A 24005-nucleotide genomic window follows, 5' to 3' on the forward strand; every position below is an offset into this window, starting at 1 on the left:
CTCAACAAGCTAGACGCGAAGTAGGCGAGTTTTACCAATGGGTAAGTTCAAACCCAGCAGTGACCAGACAACTCCGGAAGGAATCCAACGATACATCCGGGACAATGACATTCGCTGGGTAGACGTCCAGTTCACCGACGTTCCCGGCATCGAACAGCACCTAACCGTTCCGGTATCCGAGTTTGATGAGGACTCAGCCTACGAGGGCCTCGCCTTCGACGGATCGTCCATTGCGGGTTACACCTCGGTGGATAACTCCGACATGATGCTGCTGCCCGACCTGGACACGGCTTTCATCGACCCGTTCCGCAAGTCGAAGACGCTGAACATGAAGTTCTTCGTCCATGACCCGCACACCCGCGAGCCGTTTAGTCGCGACCCGCGCAATATTGCCCGCAAGGCCGAGAACTACCTGAACGAACTGGGCTTCGCCGATACCTGTAATTTTGGCGCTGAGGCAGAGTTCTACATCTTCGACTCCGTCCGCTACGACTCCAGTTCAAACAAGTCATTCCACGAGGTGGACTCGGTTGAGGGCTGGTGGAACTCCGGTGTGAAGGTAAACCCGGACGGATCGCGCAACCTCGGCCACAAGGTGCGCACCAAAGGCGGCTACTTCCCTACTGCTCCGTATGACCACATGCAGGATCTTCGTGACGAAATCGGCGAGCACCTGCAGGATGTTGGCTTCCATGTTGAGCGATCCCACCACGAGATGGGTTCGGGCGGTCAGCAGGAGATTAACTACCGTTTTAATACCCTGCTGCACGCCGCCGATGACATGCAGACTTTCAAGTACGTGGTGAAGAACACCGCCAAGTTCAACCAGAAGTCCGCTACCTTCATGCCGAAGCCGTTGGCCGGCGATGGCGGCTCTGGTATGCACATCCACCAGTCACTGTGGAAGGATGGCAAGCCACTATTCCACGATGAAAACGGTTATGGCGGCCTGTCCGACATGGCGCGCTACTACATTGGCGGCATCCTGAAGCACGCCGGTGCAGTCCTGGCTTTCACCAACCCGACGATGAACAGCTACCACCGCCTGGTTCCGGGATTCGAGGCTCCCGTCAACTTGGTCTACAGCCAGGAGAACCGCTCGGCCGCCATCCGAATCCCGATTACCGGCGCAAACCCGAAGGCCAAGCGCATCGAGTTCCGCGCTCCGGACCCGTCGGGCAACCCGTACTTGGCTTTCACCGCCGCAATGATGGCTGGTCTCGACGGCATCAAGAACCGCATCGAGCCTGGCAAGCCGATTGACAAGGATCTCTACGAGCTGCCACCAGAGGAACTCAAGGACGTCCCCACCGTCCCGCATTCGCTGGAGGGTGCGCTGAAGGCGCTGGAAGAGGACCACGAGTTCCTGCTTGCCGGCGATGTCTTCACACAGGATCTCATCGACGCGCATATCCGCTACAAGTTCGAGCAGGAGATTATGCCGGCACGTCTGCGCCCGACGACGCAGGAGTTCGAGCTCTACTACGACTGCTAGCATTCGCCCCGTAAAGCTCGCTTGACGACGCCCACACCGCTACCCCACCTAACTGTCTTGGGGTAGCGGTGTTTTTTAGCTGGGATACGCTGTTTTTAGTCGGCACATTGAGTAGAGCTAGCACCACTGCGAACTAAACGGATTGGGGCTACCCTTGATTGTTATGAACAACAAGTCACTGACCCGTTCCACCAATAACAAAATGGTTGCCGGTGTGCTCGGTGGGTTCGCTGAGTATTTCAACTGGGATGCGACTTTGCTGCGCGTTATATTTGTCGCGTCTTTCCTGATGCCTGGTCCGCAGTTTCTTCTCTATCTCGCAGCATGGATCATCATGCCGAAGGAAACTTACGTATAAGCGCGATCTGCCGAAATATACTTAAATAGCCATACCTTGGAGTATTTATCTAATGAGCGACGCCGCTCCCGAAAAATCCACCAAGAAGATTTACCGCTCGCGTAATGACCGCCTCCTCGGTGGCGTCCTCGCAGGAATCGCGGAAAGCCAAGGCTGGGATATCACTTTCACACGAATGGTCTACATCATCCTTCCCTGCGTTGGATCGATGCTTGGCTGGAAGATTGGCGCTGGGTTCCTAGCTCTTTACCTCTTGGCCTTGTTCGTCCTGCCAGATGGCGAGTACACGCTTGACGACGATGCCCGCGGCTCCAACCACGCAGAGAAAGAAAATAAGCAATAAACGTCAAGCTTAATAAGATTGATACCTTTCCGTTACTCGCAACGCCCTCACCAGCACTATTCCAATTTCGCAATCACGCAAATTCGGTAACAAATAGAGCATAGAGTGCACAGATTCGCGCCATTTGACTTGCACAGGCCCCAGAATTACCTAGTGTTCTTTCTGTACGGCTTTGAAGCCACACCATCTTCGAATGTCCGATATTCAAAAGAATTGTCAATTTCTCTTTGAATTTAATTCGGACAAATAGTGGAAGATGCCAATAATTGAATAGGTAACTTAGTTAGCTCTCAAGAAAGTGGTTTTGAAATGCAGAACAAGAAGATGACCCGTATCGCTACCGCAATCGTTGGCTCCGCCGCTCTTCTCGGCGGCCTGGCTGCATGTTCTTCCGATGACGCACAGGATGCTGCTAACAACGCCAAGGATCAGGCGGGCCAGGTAGCAACCGACGCCACTGATAAGGCTGGCGACGCTATGGACGGAGCTAAGGACAAGGCTGGCGAGGCTGCTGATGGCGCTAAGGACAAGGCCGGCGAGGCTGCTGATGGCGCTAAGGACAAGGCCGGCGAGGCTATGAACGGTCTGGGGCTGGGCGACGCTGCTGGCGAGGATGTGGCAGAGGCTGACCTGCCTGAGTCCATCACCGAGGCAGCTTCTTCCTTCACCTCCCCGTACGATTCTGAGGCTGGCGAGTTCAAGTCCGCTAAGAAGGTCGGCGACGCGGTTGCCGCTGAATACGAGAACGTCACCTTCGTTGAGTCCCCAGAGACTAATGGTGCACAGCCGCTGATCGGTAAGATTCGCGAGACCTGGGTTGCCAACGGTGCACTGGAAAACGAGATTGGTCTGCCGACCGCACCGGAGTCGGAGATTGAAAACGGCTGGGAGCAGCCGTTCACTAAGGACACCATGAAGTGGACCTCTGAGGACGGCCAGAACTACTCCGACTCCTACGAGAACAAGTAGTTCTACACGAACCGAAAGATTTTGAGCGTGCCGGGTGGCACGCTCTTTTTCTTTCCCCCTAGCTAGTTAAATCCCCCTTTCCCCTAGCCAAAAACGCCAGAGGCACCGCGCCGATGTGCGCCAACAATGTTGATATCGACAATCCCCACGGCAGCCATTGATGCAAAGACCGTGGTGGGGCCTACGAACTTAAAACCAGCTTTCTTCAATGCCTTGGCAAGCGCCTTGGACTCCTCGGAGTAGCTGGGCACCTCTTCGATTGAACGTGGCTCGGGAGACTTCTCCGGTTTAAACGACCACATCAACTCGGCTAAGCCGCCGTTTTCACGCAGAGCAATCGTCGCCGCGGCGTTATTGATTACCGCGGTAATCTTCCTGTGATTCCGAATGATTCGTTCATCATTCATCAATCTTTCGACATCTTCGTCATCGAAATCAGCAACCGCATCGGGGTCGAAGTTCGCGAAGGCTTCCTGAAACGCGGGCCGCTTCTTCAGCACTGTCTCCCACGACAACCCCGCCTGAAATACCTCCAGGCTGAGCCGTTCGAATAGTCCTTGCTCATCGCGCACCGGCATCCCCCACTCGGTGTCGTAGTACTCTCTCAGCAGCTCACTGTGAGCAGCCCATGCCGGTCGAGCCAATCCATCCTCACCGATGATGAGCCCATTGTTTTCCGTGTAGTCCGATCCAATTTTCATCAGTCTTTCCAATCCCCCAATTCCGGTTTGACTTAGCTGAGCACCGCAGCTCTTAATTCTTATGCTTGTGTTGACGCCCAACCAGAGCGCCATACACCAGATCCAGCGTCGGCGTTTCCACTTTCGCCTTCTGCCCCATCCGGCGGATTGCGCCAATCTGGGCATCGAGCTCATTGGTAAGTCCCGCGGTGTAGTCGCGCTGCATCGACGAGGTGTTGTCGTACCCTTGAGCATCAGTAAAGGCCAAGGTCCGCGACACGATGTCCTCTGGCAGCGCAACGCCGCAGGCTCGACCGACTGCCTCGGTTTCTTCAAACATCCGCGTCAAGCTGTCGCGCATTTCCGAACGCAAGTAACCAATCGGACTATCAGCCAGGGCACCTAGGGCACCGAGGTTAGCCACGAACATCGCTTTTGCCCAGATATCGACCCAGATATCCGGGAGCTGTTCGCCACCGAGCCCAGCCATGTGCAATGCCTCGATAACTGCCCCGACCAGGTCATTAGTGGAGTCATCGAATGTGCCGATGTTCAGGCTCATCGGTCCTGGTCGGAAGGTGACTTCTGCCGGGCCAGTGTGGATAAAGAAACCGCGGATAACACCCGGGAACACCTTGTCCTCACCGAACCGCCCCGCTGCCAAATAAGGGATTTCCACCGAGTTATGGGTGGTCACCACTGCTGCACCAGCCGGAACTTGCGGGAAAGGATCGTTGCCCGGCAGCGCCTTGGTTGCTGCAATCACAACATCGACGTCGACGCCATCGGCAGTGAGTTCACCCCAATTGTCGGCTGCTTTGACGGGGATAATGCTGCGTTCCCCGTGCTCGTCGATAAGCGTGAGCCCCACCTCACGAAGACGTGTCAGGGTCTCGCCGCGGGCGAGAAAGACGACATCATAACCCGCTTGCACGAGGCGACCGCCAAACCAGCCGCCGACAGCTCCTACACCTAAAACTCCAATCCTCATAGCTGCCACCTTACGACTTCCGCACTGAGCGCGAAATAGGTTGCATGCGGTTGTCCACAGGCAATCCAGGCTATCCCCAAATGTGAAATTTGAGCTTGAATTACTACCTTGTCAAAACTATGTAAAGCGGAGTAGGGTCGAAGTTAATAGATATCAACCCAGGGTTGTTACTCTTTTGAGGCAAGACCTGAGGCCCACAGTTTGTGGCGCCTCGGGTCTTTTTGCGTTTAACGGCCCTGCTTACTGTGAAGGAAGGTCACGATGGGGTCGTCAAAAGATTCCAGCGCGAGGGCAATAGTTGAAAACCTCGGTGGACCCGGAAACATCACAAGCATGACGCACTGTGCGACGCGTCTGCGTTTTGAACTCGGTGATGTCTCCAAGATCAACGAGGACAAGATTGACAAGGTGCCGGGCGTACTCGGTGTCGTTCACCAGGGCGATAACCGCTACCAGGTCATCTGTGGCGGTGGCGTCGAATCGATGTACACGGCAATTAAGCATCTACCGGAAATGAAGGGCGCCGGCGCAGTCGCCACTAAGTCCGACGCAGACGTTAAGGCAGAAGCTCGCTCGAAGGCACGCGGCAAGTACTCCTGGTTGGACAACTTCTTCGAGTACCTCTCGGATTCCTTCCGCCCAATCCTGGGCGTGCTGTTGGGTGCATCGCTGATTATCGCGATTGCGGCTGTACTCGACGGCCTGAACATCGTCGACTTCCGCGCTGAGGATAAGTCCGCCACCTGGATTTTCGTCGATGCCATGTGGCGCAGCGTCTTCTACTTCCTGCCAATCATGGTCGCCTACAACGCAGCGAAGAAGCTGCGGGTAGATCCATGGCTGGGCGCAGCCATCATGGCTGCCCTAATGACGCCGGAGTTTATGAGTCTGCAGGATACCGATCGCTTCTCGGACACCATCAAGACAGTCAACGAGGAACTCGGTACCGAAACTTTCACCGCCAACATCTTCGGCCTGCCAATGCAGCTCAATGACTACGGCGGACAGGTCTTTGTACCGCTGATTATGGTCGCCATCCTGGCAGTGGTCTACCACGGTTTGAAGAAGATCTTCCCGGAGAATGTGCAGATGGTCTTCGTGCCGTTTATCTCCATGCTGATCATGATTCCGCTGACCGCTTTCCTCATCGGCCCGCTGGGCATCTGGCTTGGTAACGGCATCGGCTCCGGCCTGGCATGGATGAACTCGAACGCACCGTTTGTGTTCGCAATTCTCATCCCGATGCTCTACCCGTTCCTCGTACCGCTTGGCCTGCACTGGCCACTGAATGCGCTGATGCTGGTCAATATCCAGACTCTCGGCTACGACTTCATCCAAGGCCCGATGGGTGCCTGGAACTTCGCCTGCTTCGGAGCAACTGCCGGTGTGCTGGTTCTTTCCATGCGCGACCACGACACTCAGATGCGCCAAACTGCAACGGGTGCACTCGCTGCCGGTCTCTTCGGTGGTATCTCCGAGCCGTCCCTCTACGGTATTCACCTGCGCTTCAAGCGGATTTACCCGCGCATGCTGCTCGGCTGTTTCGCCGGCGGTCTGACTATCGCCATCCTGTCGGCTCCGTTCGGTGGTGTGACAACCAACGCCTTCGTCTTCACCTCCCTCATCACCACTGTCGTGTTTAAACCGATGTGGGTCTACCTGATTTCCGTCGCCGTGGCATTCTTCGTCGCCATGTTCGCCATCATTCTCACCGACTACCGCACGCCGGAAGAGAAGGCTGAGGCCGAGGCCGCACGCGCCGCAGAGCTTGACGACGAACCCAGCGACGCCACCCCACACGCTGCCACCAGTGGCTCCGATTCGGCTCCAGCTGAGGCTTCCGGTGACGCTGGTACCAACGCCGAGGCTGCCGCACCGGCTGCTGCGGCAGCTGGCGCCGGTGGTGTCGCAACTGCCGTTGATACCAAGCCTGTACAGGTGCAGGCCCCGGTTGCCGGTGAGGTTGTCAGCCTTGCCGAGGCCGGCGACGCGGTCTTTGCCTCCGGTGCTCTCGGTGACGGTGTCGGTATCAAGCCGACCAGTTCTACCGTGGTCGCACCCGTATCGGGCACGTTGATGACTGTGGCAAAGACCGGTCACGCCTTCGGTATTAAGACCGATGACGGTGTAGAGGTACTCGTCCACGTCGGTATCGACACGGTCAAGATGGCCGGTGAAGGCTTCGATGTCCAGGTTTCCAAGAAGCAGCACGTCGAGGCCGGCGATGTACTTGCCGAGGTCGATTTCGACAAGGTCAAGGAAGCTGGTTACCCAACCACGACACTGATGACCATCACCAATACCAAGAAGCTGACCAAGGTTTCCCCGGTCACCGGCATCTCCGTCCAAGCCGGCGACACGGTCATCGAAGTTCAGCCATAATTGATTTCTAGAAGGCATACCGGCCTGAAATCCCTCAACTTATGGAGGAGTTCACGGTTACCGACATGGAAATCCTGAGAGTATTCAATAACAACGTGGTCCTGGCCAAGGACGCGACCGGCGAGAAAATCATCACCGGCCGCGGCATTGGCTTCAAGGCCCGCCCGGGGCAGCCGGTTGATTCGAGCAAAGTTGTTCGCATCTTTGTCCCAGCGGAAGGCCGTGATCCGGACCATATTGCCACGATGCTCACAGAAATTCCGCTGGCTCACATGACTCTTGTGACCGATGCGGTAACCGCAGCCGGCCTGCCGGAATCGATGACGAAGAACGCTTCCCTCCTTGTGGCGTTGGCCGATCACATTGGTTTCGCCATCATGAGGGCAGCTAACGGGCAGCGAGCAGATTACCCGCTGCTCGCGGAAGTCAGCCAACTTTATAGTGAAGAATACGCGCAGGCGCAGGCGATTTTGTCGCATATCAATCGCGCTCTCAATGACCGTCGTATAGCACCATTGCCCCGTTCCGAAGCAGTGGCTATTACGTTGCACCTGGTCAACGCCGGGTTTGCCACGGGTGATTTGAGCTTCACCTACACCATGACGGGCGTCCTGCAGCAGCTGCTCACAATCATTGAAAGTGATTTTGGCATCACGCTGGAGCCAGAGACTGTCAATGTGGGGCGCTTCATCACACACCTGCGCTACCTGTTCGTCCGGATTGCCAAGCATGAGCAGTTGAAAGATCACTCCTCCGCTATTGGCCAGGCCATCCGTGACTCCGCCCCAGAGGCGTTTCGCTGCGCACAGCGTATTTCCGCAGTCATTGAACTGCGTCTGGGGTCGGGGTTGACGGAAGACGAAGTTTCCTACCTCACCCTGCACATTGCACGCATTGTGCAGGCAGCGGCTGTATCTCCCACCGCCTCCAGGGCTTCCCGGAGCGTGCGCGACGTTGATGACAAGCAAGCACCAGCGGTGAGGTGTACAGGCACTGTGCCTGAGTCAGAAAATTTCACATATTCGACCCGAAAGGATTCAACCATGATTACTCGTACCGCTACCATCGGTTCCTCCGTAGGCCTGCACGCTCGCCCGGCTTCCCTGTTCACTCAGGCTGCTGCTGAGTACGACTACGACATTGTCATTTCCCTTGACGACGAAGAGGCCGATGCCGCCTCGATCCTGGAGGTCATGACCCTCGGCGCTAAGCACGGCGACGAAGTCACGCTGAGCTGCGAGGACGACTCCGCAGCTGCAGCTCTGGACGAGCTTGCAGCCATGCTCGAGCGCGACCTTGATGCCGAGTAAGCCCAGCTAGAACGCTCCTGGATAACACCACGGCACACCACGACCGACGAGTATCCCCGCAGAGGTCCCGAAAAGGAGATCGGAAGCAATGAACGAGCAGCACACTGTCATCTATGGCATCGGTGTCTCGACCGGTACGGCCAGCGCTGAAGTAGTAAAGGTACTCCCCGCCCCGGGAGTTGATACTCAAGAACCGTCGTCGACCGATCCCGTCGCCGATGGTGAGCGCGTCCGCGAAGCGATGGCCAACGTCGCAGAGTCGCTGAAGAAGCAGGCTGAGCACTCCAGCCCGCAGGCACGTCCGATTCTGGAGGCCACTGCGCAACTGGCTTCCGATAGGGCGCTCGCCAAGGCCGTGGTGAAGAAACTCAAGGCAGGCTCCGGCGTCACCCAGGCCGTTCACGATGCCGTTGAGGACTACGCGCAGCTCCTAACCAGTCTCGGTGGCTACATGGCTGAACGTGTCACCGACCTCTACGATGTTCGCGACCGCACAATTTGCGAGCTGCGTGGCCTGCCAAAACCGGGCGTCCCGGATGTCTCCACCCCAACTATTCTGCTTGCCGACGATCTCGCGCCCGCCGAAACCGTGGGTCTTGACCCCGAGTTGGTCGTAGGCATTGCCACCGCTGGTGGCGGGCCGACCAGTCACACGGCTATCCTCGCAGCACAGCTGGGCATTCCAGCCGTCGTTAAGGCGAAGGGCGTCATGGAACTCGAGGCCGGAACCTTCGTCGCCATTGACGGCGGCGCCGGTGAGGTGATTGCGAATCCGACCGCCGATGAGGTCGCCGCGTTGGAAGAGCGCGCTCGACGCCGGGAAGCAGCCCTAGCGCAGTCTGTGGGCGCAGGCAAGACCGCTGATGGTTACCCGGTGAATCTGCTGGCCAACATTGGTACCGCGGAAGATGGTGAGTCTGCGGCAGCGCAGGATAATGAGGGCACCGGCCTGTTCCGTACTGAGTTCCTTTTCCTCGACCGCGACAAGGCTCCGAGTTTGGAAGAACAAACGGAAACCTACACTCGTGTGCTGAAGGCATTCGGTGAGCGACGCGTGGTTGTGCGCACGCTGGATGCGGGTGCGGATAAGCCGCTGAGCTTTGCCGACCTAGGCGAGGAAGAAAACCCGGCGCTGGGTCGCCGCGGACTGCGCCTGTCGCAGGCTCGGGAAGATTTGCTGGATACGCAGCTGGATGCACTCGCCGCTGCGTTTGACGCCACCGGGCGCAAGGCTGACCTACGGGTTATGGCTCCGATGATCGCAACGGTCGAAGAAACAAAGTGGTTTGCGGACAAAGCGCGTGAGCGTGGCCTGCCGAAGGTCGGCATCATGATTGAGGTCCCCGCAGCAGCGATTCGTGCGAAGCAGCTGCTGTCCATTGTGGACTTTGCCTCCATTGGTACTAACGACTTGTCGCAGTACACTATGGCGGCCGACCGTATGCAGGGGGCTCTGGCGGATCTCCTATCTCCATGGCAGCCGGCTGTGCTGCAAATGATTAAGTCCGCATGCAAGGGCGGCAATGCTACCGGCAAGCCCATTAGTGTCTGCGGTGAAGCCGGCGGTGACCCGCTGCTGGCACTGGTCCTGGTGGGCCTCGGCGTGAGCTCGCTGTCCATGGCTTCCAAGAAGGTGCCGGCCGTCCGCGCCGCTCTCCGCCTCCACGACCGCGCTACCTGCCAGCAGATGGCAGCATACGCTGTCGATGCCGAAACTGCGGCCGATGCGAAGGCCGCAGTGACCGCGCTGGTGGATCCGAAGGTGAAGGATCTGCTGTAGAGCGACGGAATTAGCACTAAGCCTGGCGTACACACGCTGTCAGCGTAAACGTGTGCGCCAGGCTCTTTCTCTTATGTTCGCTGCCCCATCACAGGCAGCAAATTTTCTGGGAAATTTCTTGATTTTCCCTCTCTCGAACGCCCCATTAGGATAAATAGAGTGCCTTCGTCGGCACCACCAACGCCGTCGAAGCCCCTTAATAATTCAAATAAAGACGGATCATACAAGCCGCAACTTAATTCACGCATCAGGCTCCACCCAGCCCGTGAAAATTCACAATTTCACATTAAGAGTGTCAGTTTTCGACATCGTGGCCTTTCATCTACATGGGCACACGAACTGCAATTGCGCTGCTGTAACGGGCGTTTGCGCCACCGCAGCACCGGCAACAATGGCATCGCCACAGCAGCTTGCAGCATCGCCCTTGACCTTACGGGCGACACTAATTTAGAAAGAACACAATTCTCATGACCAAGTCGAGCGGAGTGGAGTCCCCGAAGTCTTTCGCTTCCATTATCGTTGTTACAGCTCTCATGCTGTTTTCGATGTTCTTCGGCGCGGGCAACCTCATCTTCCCGCCGAAGCTCGGAGTGGATTCCGGTACCAATTTTGGCCCCTCAATCACCGGCTTTTTGCTCACCGGTGTGGCGTTGCCAGTTCTGGCCATCATCGCTATCGCCATTTCAGGCAACAACCTGCGTGACCTAGCGTTCCGCGCGGGCCGCATCTTTTCCTTGGGCTTCCCGGTAATCGCATACCTTTCCATCGGTGCTTTCTACGCTCTGCCGCGTACCGGTGCCGTGTCGTACGAAACCGGTGTCCAGCCGATTTTCGGCAGTGATTCACTGGCCGTCGCTGCGGCCTTCTACTTTGTTTTCTTCGGTATCGCCTTAGCACTTGCGTGGAATCCGAATGAAATTGTGTCCAAACTGGGCAAGATTCTCACCCCGGCTTTGCTGATTCTCTTGGTTGTATTGGTTGGAATGTCGGCATTCAAATTCGATGCCGCTCCGGCTGCGCCAATTGAGAAGTACTCCTCTACCCCATTTGCCTCCGGCCTGGTCGAGGGCTACCTCACCATGGACTCCATCGCCGGCCTGGCATTCGGCATTATTGTGATTTCCGCCCTGCGCGTCAGCGGTGTCCCAGAAGGCAAGCGCATGGTTCGCGGAACCATGACCGCAGGACTGTTCGCCGGCATTTTGCTCGCCATCATCTACTTGGGTCTGGGCTATGTCGGCCAGGTGCTGCCGAATGCCGCCTCCTTCGATAACGGCTCGGGCATTCTCGCAGAGGCTTCCAAGCTGGCCATGGGCCAGGTCGGACAGATTGTCTTCGGCCTCATCGTTCTGCTCGCATGTATGACCACGGCTGTCGGCCTAATTGCCGCCACCAGTGAGTTCTTCAACCTGCTGCTTCCGGGCATCAGTTACAAGGCCTGGGCCATTATCTTCACGGTCATGTCCTTCGTAATGGCAACACAGGGGCTGTCTCAGGTACTGGCGATTGCCGCGCCGATCATCACCTTTATTTACCCGCCGGCTATCACTCTGATTACACTGACTCTTCTCGACCCGGTCATTTCCTACTCCTTCAAGCTGCATTACACCTACCGCCTGGGCGTCTGGGTTGCCACCATCTGGTCGGGTATCTCAGTACTCTCCGGTTTGGGTGTCGGTGGTTCTGCTTTGGCGGACTTCCTCAGTCTCGTACCTGGTCAGACCATCGAGTTCGGATGGTTCCTGCCGACTCTGGCAGCGACGGTGATCGGATACGCAATTGACGTCGTCACGCGAAAGCAGCGCGCAAATCGCCCGGCGAGTGTGCTTGCCGACGAGACCGTTGCAGAAGAGGTAGCCGAAAAGGCGTAAAACCACACCCGGTTATTTGCGTTGCATAACGTAAATACCGCACGCTAGAGAAGTAAATTCCATCCGAACAAGGATTGACTATGAGTACCCGAATGCGTTTTACGCAAACGCTCCTTTTCCGCGTTATTGTCGCGATTATTCTGGGCATTGTCTGCAGCTTTTTCTTCCCGGACTGGCTGGCTCGAATTTTTGTCACTTTCAATGGCCTCTTTGGTAACTTCCTGGGCTTCTTTATCCCGGTGCTGATTTTTGCCCTCATCACGCCGGCGATTGCTAGCCTGGGCCGCGGCGCCGGAAAGTGGCTGGGTATTACCACTGCTATCGCCTACGGCTCGACGGTGTTTTCGGGTCTATTGGCCTACGCCGCCACCCAGGGGCTCTACCCTTGGCTGCTCGGCGCTGATCAGGCCGGCACATCGGTGGATATTGATGAGGGCGCGCTGGAGAGCTTCTTCAATGTAGAGATGCCACCACCGTTTGACGTCATGACCGCCCTGCTGCTGGCTTTCACGGTCGGTGTGGCGATGACCACCGTGAAGTCGGACTCGCTCTACCGCGGTGCGACGCAGCTGCGCGACGTGATTATGAAGATCATCTCGGCATTTATCATCCCACTGCTGCCGATTTACATCTTCGGCATGTTCCTGTCTATGGGCATGAACGGCAACCTGACCACGACGCTGTCGATGTTCTTCAAGGTGCTGCTGCTGGCAGTCATCGGCACCGTGCTCCTGTTGGCAATCCAGTTCTCCATCGCTGGCGCCATCGCTGGCCGCAGCCCGTGGACGTCCCTGAAGAACATGCTGCCGGCTTACGCCACCGCACTCGGTACCTCCTCCTCGGCCGCTACCATTCCGGTGACTTACAAGGCCGCGCTGAAGAATGGTGTCTCGGAGAAGGTCGCAGGCTTTACCGTGCCGCTGTGCGCGACCATTCACCTGGCCGGTTCGATGATGAAGATCACCCTGTTCGCGTTTGCTGTGATGTTTATGGCGGACAAGCCGCTTTCGCCGGGCATGGCCATCGGCTTCATTCTCACTTTGGGTATCACCATGATCGCGGCTCCGGGCGTTCCGGGTGGCGCAATTATGGCCGCGGTCGGAGTGCTGCAGTCCATGCTCGGCTTCGATCAGGAGCAGGTCGCTTTGATGATTGCCGCCTACATCGCCATCGACTCCTTCGGTACCGCATGTAATGTCACTGGTGACGGTGCAATTGCCATGATTGTTAACCGCTTTGCCAAGGATGATGTCATCGACCGTTCCGAAGAGCTCAGCTTCGACGCTGAAGAGGCCAATTCCGCATCTTCCACAACCGAGGCCTAACTGGCTTCGGTGCATATGTAAAAATTAAAGAAAACATCCACCGGTCAACCCCGTCGCAATCTTTCAAAAGGCCTTCTTATGGGCCGATGCGGCGGGTGTTGGCATACATGTAAGGGGCCCGCCTTGGACTTCATTTCGACTCGCGACCCAGAGCGCACGCCGCACAAGTTCTCAGACATTCTCCTGGGAGGTCTCGCTAACGACGGTGGCCTCTACCTGCCGGTCGAGTACCCACAGGTTGACGATGCCACTTTGATGCGTTGGCGCTCCGTGCTTGTCGACGACGGTTACGCAGCCTTGGCTGCAGAGGTCGTCAGCCTTTTTGTGGACGACATTCCACTGGAGGATTTGCGCGGTATCTGTGCACGGGCGTACACCTACCCGAAGTTCTCCGATCCGGATATTGTGCCGGTGACGAAGCTGGAAGATCAGCTCTACATCGGTCACTTGTCCATGGGCCCCACAGCGGCATTCAAGGATATGGCGATGCAGCTGCTCGGTGAGTTCTTCGAGTATGAGCTGGCTCGTCGTGGCGAGACCCTGAACATCCTCGGCGCCACCTCTGGTGACACGGGTTCCTCGGCCGAGTATGCAATGCGCGGCCGTGAGGGAATCAGCGTGTTCATGCTAACTCCGGCTGGTCGAATGACCGCCTTCCAGCAGGCTCAGATGTTTGGTCTGCAGGATGCCAACATTCACAACGTCGCCCTCGACGGTGTCTTCGACGATTGCCAGGACATCGTTAAGGCGGTCTCCGGTGACTTGGAGTACAAGGCCAGCCGCCACATTGGCGCAGTCAACTCCATCAACTGGGCTCGCCTGATGGCTCAGATCGTGTACTACGTCTCCTCGTGGATTCGTGTCACTGGCGGCAACGGTGCTGAGGCGAACAACGCGCAGAAGGTCAGCTTCAGTGTGCCGACCGGCAACTTCGGTGATATTTGCGCCGGTCATATTGCGCGCCAGATGGGTGTGCCAATTGACCGCCTGATTGTGGCTACCAATGAAAACGATGTCTTGGATGAGTTCTTCCGCACGGGTGCCTACCGCGTGCGCAGCGCTGCGGAGACGCAGGCTACCTCTTCCCCATCGATGGATATCTCCCGCGCGTCTAACTTCGAGCGTTTCATCTTCGATCTGCTGGGGCGCGATGCTGAGCGCACTGCAGACCTCTTTGGTGTCAAGGTCAAGGAGGGCGGCTTCTCTCTTACTGCTGATCCGATCTTCCCGGAGGCTTCTGCCCAGTACGGTTTCCTCTCCGGTCGCTCGACTCACGCTGACCGCGTCGAGACCATCAAGGACTGCTGGGAGCGCCTAGAGGTCATGGTCGATCCGCACACCGCTGACGGTATTCACGTCGCCCGCGGCCTGGTAGACCAGGTATCCACCCCAATTGTCTGCCTGGAGACCGCTCTGCCGGTAAAGTTCTCCGAGACCATCCTGGAGGCCACCGGACGCGAGCCGGACTGCCCGGAGCGTTTCGCGGACATCATGAATGCCCCGCGCCGCGTTACCGAGCTGCCGAATGATGTCGATGTGGTGAAGAAGTTCATCGACGACAACGTGGCTTAAAACCGGGCATAGCCCAACGTCCCCCCCATCCGCGCAGCGGCAATGTGGAAGAGTGCCCTCTTTTTTAAGGGCAAACGGCATTATCTTGGACTATAGGGCTGTTATTACCCCCGTGATTACCTCACAATTGTTCACATGAGTTTCACTCGAGTTAATAGCCGTCCTATGCCCCACGCGCCCGCTTCTTCCCCGCAGGAAGGTTCCCAAAAGACCACCACGGTCTCGCGGGCGTTGGCCGACACATTGGCCCAGCACTGCGACCACTGCTTCGGGCTCATCGGCAACGCGAACTCCCACTTCACGTCAGCCCTTACTGAATCGGGATTCGGCTACTCCTCCGTCCGACACGAATCGGCTGCTGTCGGGGCCGCCGATGCCTTCCACCGCGCAGGCGGTGGGCTTGCTATCGCGACCGCCACTTGCGGCGCAGGATTCACCAATGCGCTAACCACTCTGGCCGAGGCTCGAGTAGCTCGTATTCCGCTGATTTTTGTCGTCGGCACGCACCCGGAACGCCCACGTCCCTTTGACCTTAATCAGGCGGCGCTCCTCGACGCACTCGATGTCTGTCATCGCACTGTCACTACCGAGTCCGCGCTTGACGACGCAAACTTTGCGGTTCAGCACGCACTGAGCTCTCGGCAGCCTGTCGTGCTGCTGCTCCCCTATGACATCCAAGAAGCACCGATAACGGCATCTGCATCTGAAACACAGTCGGCTAACCAGGAACATCTGCACACGGGCCGACCAGAATGGCTGGAGTCAACTGTCACGTCGCTGGCCGAGGAACTGCAGACTGCCCGTCGCCCTCTCATTATTGCTGGTAGAGGTGTACTGCTCTCTGATACCGCAGAGCTAGTCCGCCGCATCGGGGACAGCGTGGGGGCACTCTTTATGCACTCAGCGATGGCTCGTCATGTGCTTTCCAGTCCGTGGCAGATCGGCACCGTGGGCGGTTTTGCGCATGCGTGGCAGGTGGAGCTAGCTCGACAGGCCGATGTGGTGCTGTTCCTGGGAGCAAGCTTTAACGCTTTCCAAAACCGTGGCGGCAACATGTTTGCACCGGACGCGAAGATTATCCAGGTTGTCGACGAACCCCATCCCGCCGCTCAGCCGTCCGTGACACCGCTATTGGCTAAGTTGGAGGAACTTCTGCCCGTACTGGCAGAGCAGCTGGAGAAGCCCCGGTTGTCGTCAAGCACATGGCGAGCGGAGTTGAAGACACTGCCGACGACAGCGGAGGTCGAGTCCCTGACGTGCGCGGATGGCCGGTTGGATCCGCGGGCGTGCCTACAGTATCTGAATCGTATCCTGCCCAATCAGCGCGCTGTGTGTACCGACGGTGGCCATTTCCTGGGGTGGGTACCGAAGTATCTCGATGTGCCTGGTCCGCAGCAGCAAGTGATTGTGGGCACGGCGATTCAGTCAATTGGTTTGGGGATGGGGTCGCTTGTCGGCCTCGCGGCAGCGCGGCCCGAGGACTATTGCGTGCTAGTCGCCGGTGACGGTGGCGGCACGATGGGTATTGCGGATTTACCTGCGGCGATCGAGCAGCTGCGACGTGGTCGTGGCGGTTGCGTGGTGTTCATTAACGATGCTGCCTACGGCGCGGAGCTGCACCAGTTTGGCGATGTCGGGTTGGACACCTCGTCCATGGAGATTGCCGACTACGACTTCGCCGCAGTCGGACGTGCCTATGGCGCTCACGGTTTCAGTGTCGGCACACCTGAGGACCTTGCCCAGCTCGACGCCTATTTCCATGAAGTTTCCAACTCCGATGAGGCCTCCGTTGCCGTAATTGATTTCAAGGTCTCACGGCTGGTGGTTGCGGACTTCGTGAAGGAAGTTCTGGCTAAGGCACAAAGGTAGTTTGCCGCAGGCATAATCGGGCTGCCTAGAACCCCGGTGCGACCCAACTTCAGGCCGGTTGGTTGATGGGGTCTACAATGTGGCGAGTGGTAAAGCAGCGTAACGGTAAAGATCAAATTTCATCAACAGATCAGCCCGCCACAGCGGTGGCAAAGGACCCGCGCGAGCACGTCACTGGCCGCGCGATTGCCGTCTGGCTGGCGGCGCTGATTACCTACATCGTTGCCATCGTCGGCCGCACCTCCATGGGTGTCGCTGGCGTCGAGGCGCTCGATCGCTTCCATATCAACGCCTCCCAACTCGCGCTGTTCACCGCCGTGCAGGTTGGCGTCTACGCCCTGGCGCAGATTCCGACGGGCATCATCATTGACCGCGTCGGCGCCAAGAAAACGATGGTCGTGGGCGCACTGATCATGGCGCTGGGCCAGGTCATCATTGCGTTCACGACATCGTATCCGCTGGCTGTCATCGCTCGTGTGTTCATCGGCGCCGGCGATGCCACCGCATTCCTCGGTGCTATGCGGCTGCTTCCCGCGTGGTTCCCACTGCGCGTCACTCCGCTGTTCACGCAGCTCACGGCTGGTCTTGGCCAGCTCGGCCAGTTCATCTCTGCGGTCCCGTTCCTCGCGATTCTGCACGCCGCGGGGTGGGTGCCCGCGTTCTTGTCGCTGAGCACCGCGGGTCTTCTCATCGCTATCGTAGGCATGATCGCGCTTGCCGACGTCCCGGAGAACTCCTCCACAGCCAAGATGTCACTTCGTAAACGCCGCGCCGCCAAGAAGGCCGCGAAAACGGCTGCCGATGGCGGAGCCTCTGCCGCAGCCGATGAGAAACTAACTATCGGCCAGACTCTGAAGATTGTGACCACTCACCCGGTGTGCTGGCAGGGTTTCTTCACTCACTGGACTGGTTTGATGCATCAGTGCATCTTCACATTGCTGTGGGGTATGCCTCTGATGATGCTGGGTATGGGTCTTAAGCCCTCCGAAGCCAGTGTGGTACTGGTCGTTAACACGTTGTCAGTTATTATCGCCGGGCCGTTAATGGGCATGGTCTCGGCACGCACCGGCCGCGACCGCATCAAGGTTGTTGTCGCAATCGCGTTTATCAACATGGCCGTCTGGATTGTCTTCCTGGCACCGAGCAACCCACCAGCGTACTGGGCAATTATTGTAGTCAACATCCTAATGGCCGGTCTTGGTGCAATGTCCAACTTCGGCTTTGACTCAGTGCGCGAAGAGGTCGATCGCAAGGTACTCGCCACCGGCACTGGGTTGGCGAATATGGGCGGTTTTGTGGCCACCATGCTCGCTGCACAAGGTGTCGGCTTCCTGCTGGATATTGCAGCTCCCGATGGAAACTACACCTGGGAGACCTTCCGCATTGGCTGGTTGGCTGTCGTCGGTGTGTGGGTGATCGGTTTCGTTGGCCTGCTGGTGGCAAAGCGTGCGGCAGCACGCTTTGTCGCCCAGCAAAGCCGTTTTGAGCTGGAACCTACGGAGTAGGAACTACAGGAAGCCGAAAGACGGAGCGGCTAGAACAGCGAAAGCTGCTCTGGTCCTTCCAGTCCCTCCGAGTCATCCGAGTCCTCCGATCGCCCAGAGGAGTCTGCGCGGCCGCTATCCGCCGTGCGTTCGCTGCCATCGGTCTGAGCACCATGGGAAACGCGCTCACCGGTGTCAGTTTCGGAGGCTGCGTTCTCCGGGACGTCGTCAAGCGAAGGCGTTGGTGCTACGGCCTCACGCTCATACATTTCCTGCAGCTTCTCGGTCTTGGTAATACGAACTAGCTCGGCGTAGATGACCAGCTTCATAGAACTATTGACCAGTGGCCCCAGCTGGGAAAACAGGACATCGACGTCGCCGTCAACCGCGAGGCAAGCGCGACGCAGGCTCTCCTCGGAAATAATCCAGCGAGAAGTTTCAGCGCAGGTTTCGCGGTCGCCGATGAAGTCCAACGCGAGGGCAACCTGGTTGCTGGCGACGCCATCCAATGTGGCAGCCAGGCGCTCGTTAGGTGCGGCACCCTTGAACAGGCGGGCAATCTGGACTGCCTCCGCCGTCGGCACCTGACCAGCGGCATACTCAGCGATGAGTTCGGCCATGCGCTGAGCACCGACGTGCTGATCAGTCAGCCAAATGTCGTGCAAGGCATACATGATAGCCATGGCCTGCCAGGAGGCGTGCCCATGGTAGAGAATGCCCAAGATGCCGGCCTGCTCCAGCAGCCAACCGACCATCGCTTCCCCATCGGTGCCGTTGCGAGCGCAGAGGTTGTCGACATTCCAAGCCATATGTCCTTCGACGCAGCAGCCATAGAACTTCTGGTCTTCCTCCAGCTGCGCGGCCAGTGACACTACTTCACGCGCGGCATACGGGTAGCCGTAGGCAAGGGTGGCATGCGACAAATCATCGACGCCCATGGTCACCCACGGAAACTCGCCGTGCCACGGACCGCGACCAACGAGGAAGCCCGCCGCGAGATACGCCCATCGGGTCGAGGCATCAGCGTTGTACCAGTACTGCAGTGCGCGTGGAGTCGGATGCCCGCTGTCAGCGTGAATCAATCCCGCGTTGACCAACATCTCCACAATCCAGGGCGCCGCGAAAGCACTCGCACCTATTGAGGCTGCGAAGTCCTGAATCCACAGTAGGCTCGATTCCTCATACATGTGCAACGGGTCCTTCAGGCGCCCGTCGCCGCTGCCCGCAGCATCCATAAACGCCGAAGCAAACGCCACCGCAGCCACCGAAGCTTCGGTCAATTCCTTTGACTCCAGCGTTGCCGGGAAAGACTCCGTCGGATGCGGCTTACGAATCGACCACATGTCGCCCTTGAGCGCCAACGCGACTGCGCCCACCAGGCGGGCAACCACTGTCGATTCGTTGCGTGCTTCCGATTCTTGCTCAAATGTCGGCATCGCCGGTTCTTCTAGCACAGTCAGCAGCAGACGCTCTTCGGCCCAGCGCACCGCGTCGGCACGTAGTTCAGACCACATATAGGAGGGCAAGTACTTCTCGTCGGTTGCCATCCAGCGCAGCTCATTGCGAATATCCACCGGAGCTGTCATCACCAGAGCCCGCACCTTCACCGGATCGCAAAGGAAGCCTGCAATGTGCTCCACCTGGCGAGCCTGCAAATTTCGCACCGTCAGATCGCTGGCGCTCAGGGCTCGCGATGTGCCCTCTCCCGGCGCGTTATCCGGCTCCAGCCCCATGCGTTCCATACGGCGACTCAGCACATCCGCTGGCATATTCGCCACCAAGTCGGCGACGCGGAAGCTGAGGCTCGGTTCCGCCGGGAACACCTCCGAAATATGTGGCGGCACATGCCACACGCCCGCCGGTTCCTCCCACACGAGCCCCTGGCGCTGGCCACGGCGTAGCACATGCTCAAGCTGCTGCTTGCCGACGCGACGACGCTTGCGGTCAACACCCTTCGGCGTATCGTGCGCCATCACGTCCGCATCCGATGCCCAATAAGCCACTTCTGTGAGGGTATCCAGCGATGCGGAATCCTCCAGAATATGAACTAAGTGGGCCACATCGAGAACATCGGGATCACAAAAAGACAGCGCTGTATGCGCTGAATCCTGTGACATCAGCAATTCCACCGCCTCTTGCCCAGCAGCTGAGGTATCAGCGGCTGGGCACGTGCGGCTCAATAAAAAACGCAGGTCAGTGCCATCGAGGTTGAGAATGAAATCCTCATACCTAGGGCGTACCGAGTAATCGACGTTGCGTTCCATAGCCCACCATTATGCCCGGTCGCCGTGCTAAGACAAAGGCTGCACCCCACTGCCACATAATGAGCCTCGCAGCGAGGTTCGGCAGACCTCTGCCCGGTCTACTCGTGGTCGGGGTTCTCCTCACCCCAAAACACACGATTGACGACACGGCTGGAGTGACGAGTTAGACGCAAATAGTGCTCAATAAAACCGTTGGAATCCGATGCCTCCCACCCCGCCGCACCGGCGACCTGAGTCAACTGACGCCCCGGCTGTGGCAGCTGATCCGTGCGCTTACCACGGGTGAGCACCAGCGCATTGCGAGCATTCGTCGCCATCAGCCAGGCATCCCGAAGTGCGTCGGTATCCTCCGCATCTAGAATTCCGCGGTCTTTCAGCACTTCCAGACACTCCAACGTCGAAGTGTTGTGCAACTCCGGCACCTCGTGGGCATGCAGCATGGTTAGCAGCTGCACAGTCCATTCAATATCGGTCAGTGCACCGGAACCGAGTTTGGTGTGGGTACGGCGATCGGCTCCGCGAGGCAGCCGCTCGGAATCAACACGCGCTTTCATACGACGGACATCGCGGACCATCTTGGCATCAGCTCCGCCCTGTGGGTACCTCAGCGGATCGATGGCCTTGAGGAAGCGGGTGCCCAGGTCTTTGTCGCCGGCAATCCAGGTAGCCCGTAGCAGTGCCTGAATCTCCCAGGTTTCACCCCAGCGCTCGTAGTAGGTCACATAGGAATCCAGGGTCCTGACAATCGGGCCCGAGCGTCCTTCTGGGCGCAGGTCCACGTCGACCTCCAATGGCGGGTCCTGGCTTGGCTTTGCCAGCCGACGACGCAACGAGTCACAAATCCTGGTTGCCCACTTGACCGCCTCGGAATCGTCGACAAGCGGCGCTCCATCGGCGTCCTTGCGGGGTTCACAGATGAACATCACGTCGGCATCGGAGCCGTACCCCAGTTCAGCACCGCCGAGTCGCCCCATACCAATCACGGAGATAACGCCCGGGACCTCCGAGTCAGGATGCTCCAGCGACCATGCACGGATTTCGGCGGCAAGGGCAGCTTCGAGCACGTTGTCCCACACCATCGACAGAGAGTGACAGACCTCTTGCACATCCATCAGTCCGAAGAGATCTGCGGAGGCAATGCGCGCGAGCTCTGCACGGCGCAACGCACGTGCCACACCAATGGCCTTAGCTGGACTGTTGTGACGAGCAGCCGCTGCGACCAGCGCACGCCCGACTGCATCGGAGTCGGTATTCAGTAGCTTCGGCCCGGACGCGCCGTCGCCGAACCGTTTAATTACGTCCGGCGCACTCATAATCAGATCAGACGCGTACGGCGAAGAACCGAGCACCCGCATCAACCGCTGGCCGACGACGCCCTCATCGCGCAGCGTACGCAGGAACCACGTTTCGTCGTGGAGCTTCTCAGAGAGCTTGCGATAATTGAGCAGACCCGCGTCGGGGTCTGGCGTCGACGATAGCCACTCCATCAGCGTCGGTAGCAGCATCGCCTGAATACGCGACTTGCGCGAGGTGCCCGCCGCCAGCGCAGAAAGATGCTCGTAGGCGCGATCCGGGTACTGATAGCCCAGCGCGGCCAGCTGGCGCTTTGCCGCATCGGCCGATAGCTGCAGGGTTCCAATGTCCTGCTCCACCACGGAGTTCAGCAGTGGACGGTAGAAAAGCTTGTTGTGCAGGGAGCGGATCTGTGAGCTGGCCAGTCGAACCTGCTTGGCCAGCGGTTTGCTGGCATCGGTGCCGCCCTCACCGACGATGCCAGAGGCGCGACCGAGCCACTGAAGAGCTTCGGTGTCGTCGTCGGCAGGCAACAAATGCGTCCGCCGCATCTTTTGCAGCTGCAGGCGGTGCTCCAGCAGACGGACGAACTCGTAGGCGTTAATCAGCGCGGCACCGTCTTCGCGACCGATATAGCCAGCCTCGACAAGTGCGTCGAGTGCCATCACAGTTGGCAGCACGCGGAGGCTATCGTCATAGCGACCATGGACCAGCTGCAGCAGCTGCACCGCGAACTCGACATCACGCAGACCACCGCGACCGAGCTTGAGCTCTCGGTAGCGAAGCTCTTCGGGGACGTTTTGGACCACACGGGCGCGCATGCGTTGAACATCATCGACGAAGGATTCCCGCTGAGAGGCGGTCCACACCATCGGAGCTAGAGCATCGATGTATTCGCGGCCCAGCTCGATATCGCCTGTCATCGGCCGCGCCTTCAGTAACGCCTGGAACTCCCAGGTTTCAGCCCACCGCTTGTAGTAGGCGACGTGGGAATCCACGGTGCGTACGAGTGCACCCGACTTACCCTCCGGTCGGAGATTCGCGTCGGCCTCAAAGAAGCAGTGGCAAGAAATCCGGATAAATTCGCTGGCCAAACGGGTGGCTCGGGCATCCGCCGGCTCTGCGACGAAAATGACATCCACATCGGAGATGTAGTTCAGCTCTTCCGCACCGCACTTGCCCATGGCGATTACGGCCAGGCGTGTTGAGACCGGCGACGAAGGAAAGACCTGTTGCACCGCGACAGAGAGTGCAGCCGTCAACGCCGCATCAGCCAGATCACTGAGTGCCTCCGAGACCTGACGGAATGGGACTTGTGGCTGTCCCGGACGGCGAGGGCCCCGTGGGTATGTGCCAGCCAAGTCGTAGCACGCAATACGCATAATCAAATCGCGGTAGGCGCACTGCATCGCAACTTCGGCCTCACGGCCGGTTAGCTTCGCACGGTACAAACCGGGGCCTTCAAGCGTGGCGGGCGCAACGACGGGCTTGCGATACTCCGGATCCTCCTGCTTTTCCAGGCTGGCCTCATCAGTGAGTTCAATGACCTCTGGCACAGCCCCGACGCTGGAGAGCATCTCGCGGAACATGTCTGCCTCAGTTGGAAACTCAGCTTGGAGCAGAACCCACTTTTCTGGGTGTGCAACCAGGTGATCGCCCAGTGCACTCGAGCCGCCGAGCAGCGCAAACATACGCGTACGTAGCGGCACCTGCTCGCGCATGGCTTCATCGAGACCGGACCAGGTGGCCCAGTTCTCCAGCTTTCCCTGCTGCTCCAGCTCGTCGAGAGCGCCTTTCAGCCGCACTAGCGCCATAAGCGCCAGCTTGGGGTCGCTGGCTCCGGCAAGACCCCACAACAGATGTAGGGACTCCTCGTTGTACCACCCCAAATCTTCCAGGTCAGCCCGCGTCCGATCGTCATTACGCAAGCCCAGCGCTGCGGGCCGCGGCACTGATTGGCGAGATGTGCGAGGTCGATTCATCACCATTGAAACTGGTCACCCAAAAAAAACAAATTAA

16 protein-coding genes and 1 pseudogene are annotated in these 24005 nt (G+C 58.3%); 13 read left to right on the top strand and 4 right to left on the bottom strand.

Translation table 11 applies throughout. The features are described from left to right. Positions 1-37: 37 nt before the first annotated feature. The 4 genes from glnA to CRD20_RS01620 all read left to right on the top strand — a co-directional run bounded on the left by glnA (position 38) and on the right by CRD20_RS01620 (position 3165). Positions 38-1495 (top strand): type I glutamate--ammonia ligase, encoded by a 1458-nt coding sequence (gene glnA, locus CRD20_RS01605; RefSeq protein WP_048732579.1) that lies wholly within the window; start codon positions 38-40, stop codon positions 1493-1495. A 163-nt stretch (positions 1496-1658) separates the two neighbouring features. After that, positions 1659-1853: a PspC domain-containing protein gene (locus CRD20_RS01610; RefSeq protein WP_048732581.1), complete on the top strand. Its 195-nt coding sequence runs from the start codon at positions 1659-1661 to the stop codon at positions 1851-1853. Between the two features lie 52 nt (positions 1854-1905). Continuing rightward, positions 1906-2196 carry a PspC domain-containing protein gene (locus CRD20_RS01615; protein WP_187404720.1) on the top strand — a complete coding sequence of 97 codons (291 nt, stop codon included), beginning with the start codon at positions 1906-1908 and terminating at the stop codon, positions 2194-2196. Between the two features lie 309 nt (positions 2197-2505). Further along, positions 2506-3165: a hypothetical protein gene (locus tag CRD20_RS01620; protein WP_070546241.1), complete on the top strand. Its 660-nt coding sequence runs from the start codon at positions 2506-2508 to the stop codon at positions 3163-3165. Positions 3166-3248: 83 nt separating this feature from the next. Here the strand turns inward: CRD20_RS01620 and CRD20_RS01625 are convergent, their stop codons facing one another. Beyond that, on the bottom strand, positions 3249-3866 hold the full coding sequence (locus CRD20_RS01625) for a DNA-3-methyladenine glycosylase I (protein ID WP_049189582.1): 618 nt from the start codon (positions 3864-3866) through the stop codon (positions 3249-3251). A gap of 52 nt (positions 3867-3918) precedes the next feature. Then, the gene (locus tag CRD20_RS01630; protein WP_049189583.1) at positions 3919-4836 is read right to left on the bottom strand and encodes a 2-dehydropantoate 2-reductase; all 918 of its coding nucleotides are present in this window, start codon (positions 4834-4836) and stop codon (positions 3919-3921) included. Positions 4837-5097: 261 nt separating this feature from the next. Between CRD20_RS01630 and CRD20_RS01635 the strand changes: the two genes are divergently transcribed. From CRD20_RS01635 to CRD20_RS01670, 9 genes and pseudogenes are all read left to right on the top strand, one after another. Further along, on the top strand, positions 5098-7218 hold the full coding sequence (locus tag CRD20_RS01635; RefSeq protein ID WP_049189584.1) for a glucose PTS transporter subunit IIA: 2121 nt from the start codon (positions 5098-5100) through the stop codon (positions 7216-7218). A 65-nt stretch (positions 7219-7283) separates the two neighbouring features. Further along, a pseudogene (locus tag CRD20_RS11085) lies at positions 7284-8099 on the top strand (PRD domain-containing protein); the annotation flags it as partial. Positions 8100-8261: 162 nt separating this feature from the next. Beyond that, the gene (locus CRD20_RS11090) at positions 8262-8528 is read left to right on the top strand and encodes an HPr family phosphocarrier protein (RefSeq protein ID WP_224433282.1); all 267 of its coding nucleotides are present in this window, start codon (positions 8262-8264) and stop codon (positions 8526-8528) included. Positions 8529-8616: 88 nt separating this feature from the next. Next, positions 8617-10308, top strand: a complete 1692-nt coding sequence (gene ptsP, locus CRD20_RS01645; protein WP_016423057.1) for a phosphoenolpyruvate--protein phosphotransferase — start codon at positions 8617-8619, stop codon at positions 10306-10308. A 467-nt stretch (positions 10309-10775) separates the two neighbouring features. Continuing rightward, on the top strand, positions 10776-12179 hold the full coding sequence (brnQ, locus tag CRD20_RS01650; RefSeq protein ID WP_187404721.1) for a branched-chain amino acid transport system II carrier protein: 1404 nt from the start codon (positions 10776-10778) through the stop codon (positions 12177-12179). Between the two features lie 80 nt (positions 12180-12259). Then, positions 12260-13504: a dicarboxylate/amino acid:cation symporter gene (locus tag CRD20_RS01655; protein ID WP_070438613.1), complete on the top strand. Its 1245-nt coding sequence runs from the start codon at positions 12260-12262 to the stop codon at positions 13502-13504. A gap of 123 nt (positions 13505-13627) precedes the next feature. Continuing rightward, positions 13628-15076 carry a threonine synthase gene (gene thrC, locus CRD20_RS01660; RefSeq protein WP_070644082.1) on the top strand — a complete coding sequence of 483 codons (1449 nt, stop codon included), beginning with the start codon at positions 13628-13630 and terminating at the stop codon, positions 15074-15076. A 135-nt stretch (positions 15077-15211) separates the two neighbouring features. Then, positions 15212-16945, top strand: a complete 1734-nt coding sequence (locus CRD20_RS01665; RefSeq protein ID WP_255468667.1) for a thiamine pyrophosphate-binding protein — start codon at positions 15212-15214, stop codon at positions 16943-16945. 77 nt (positions 16946-17022) lie between these two features. Further along, on the top strand, positions 17023-18450 hold the full coding sequence (locus CRD20_RS01670) for a nitrate/nitrite transporter (RefSeq protein ID WP_070429146.1): 1428 nt from the start codon (positions 17023-17025) through the stop codon (positions 18448-18450). A 29-nt stretch (positions 18451-18479) separates the two neighbouring features. Here the strand turns inward: CRD20_RS01670 and CRD20_RS01675 are convergent, their stop codons facing one another. Both CRD20_RS01675 and CRD20_RS01680 read right to left on the bottom strand, forming a co-directional pair. Next, positions 18480-20693: a hypothetical protein gene (locus CRD20_RS01675; protein ID WP_187404722.1), complete on the bottom strand. Its 2214-nt coding sequence runs from the start codon at positions 20691-20693 to the stop codon at positions 18480-18482. A 98-nt stretch (positions 20694-20791) separates the two neighbouring features. Then, the gene (locus CRD20_RS01680) at positions 20792-23974 is read right to left on the bottom strand and encodes a bifunctional [glutamine synthetase] adenylyltransferase/[glutamine synthetase]-adenylyl-L-tyrosine phosphorylase (RefSeq protein ID WP_370545775.1); all 3183 of its coding nucleotides are present in this window, start codon (positions 23972-23974) and stop codon (positions 20792-20794) included. Between the last annotated feature and the right edge of the window lie 31 nt (positions 23975-24005).

It is taken from the genome of Corynebacterium sp. LK33 (genome assembly GCF_014334955.1).
Taxonomy (GTDB): Bacteria; Actinomycetota; Actinomycetes; order Mycobacteriales; family Mycobacteriaceae; genus Corynebacterium; species Corynebacterium jeikeium_D.

Bases quoted from the DNA above. Each gene is read 5' to 3' on its own strand.
- CRD20_RS01610 (WP_048732581.1), top strand. From the start codon at position 1,659: ATGAACAACAAGTCACTGACCCGTTCCACCAATAACAAAATGGTTGCC.
- glnA (WP_048732579.1), top strand. From the start codon at position 38: ATGGGTAAGTTCAAACCCAGCAGTGACCAGACAACTCCGGAAGGAATC.
- CRD20_RS01625 (WP_049189582.1), bottom strand. From the start codon at position 3,866: ATGAAAATTGGATCGGACTACACGGAAAACAATGGGCTCATCATCGGT.
- CRD20_RS11090 (WP_224433282.1), top strand. From the start codon at position 8,262: ATGATTACTCGTACCGCTACCATCGGTTCCTCCGTAGGCCTGCACGCT.
- CRD20_RS01655 (WP_070438613.1), top strand. From the start codon at position 12,260: ATGAGTACCCGAATGCGTTTTACGCAAACGCTCCTTTTCCGCGTTATT.
- ptsP (WP_016423057.1), top strand. From the start codon at position 8,617: ATGAACGAGCAGCACACTGTCATCTATGGCATCGGTGTCTCGACCGGT.
- brnQ (WP_187404721.1), top strand. From the start codon at position 10,776: ATGACCAAGTCGAGCGGAGTGGAGTCCCCGAAGTCTTTCGCTTCCATT.
- CRD20_RS01620 (WP_070546241.1), top strand. From the start codon at position 2,506: ATGCAGAACAAGAAGATGACCCGTATCGCTACCGCAATCGTTGGCTCC.
- CRD20_RS01635 (WP_049189584.1), top strand. From the start codon at position 5,098: ATGGGGTCGTCAAAAGATTCCAGCGCGAGGGCAATAGTTGAAAACCTC.
- CRD20_RS01665 (WP_255468667.1), top strand. From the start codon at position 15,212: ATGAGTTTCACTCGAGTTAATAGCCGTCCTATGCCCCACGCGCCCGCT.
- CRD20_RS01675 (WP_187404722.1), bottom strand. From the start codon at position 20,693: ATGGAACGCAACGTCGATTACTCGGTACGCCCTAGGTATGAGGATTTC.
- CRD20_RS01630 (WP_049189583.1), bottom strand. From the start codon at position 4,836: ATGAGGATTGGAGTTTTAGGTGTAGGAGCTGTCGGCGGCTGGTTTGGC.
- CRD20_RS01615 (WP_187404720.1), top strand. From the start codon at position 1,906: ATGAGCGACGCCGCTCCCGAAAAATCCACCAAGAAGATTTACCGCTCG.
- CRD20_RS01670 (WP_070429146.1), top strand. From the start codon at position 17,023: ATGTGGCGAGTGGTAAAGCAGCGTAACGGTAAAGATCAAATTTCATCA.
- CRD20_RS01680 (WP_370545775.1), bottom strand. From the start codon at position 23,974: ATGGTGATGAATCGACCTCGCACATCTCGCCAATCAGTGCCGCGGCCC.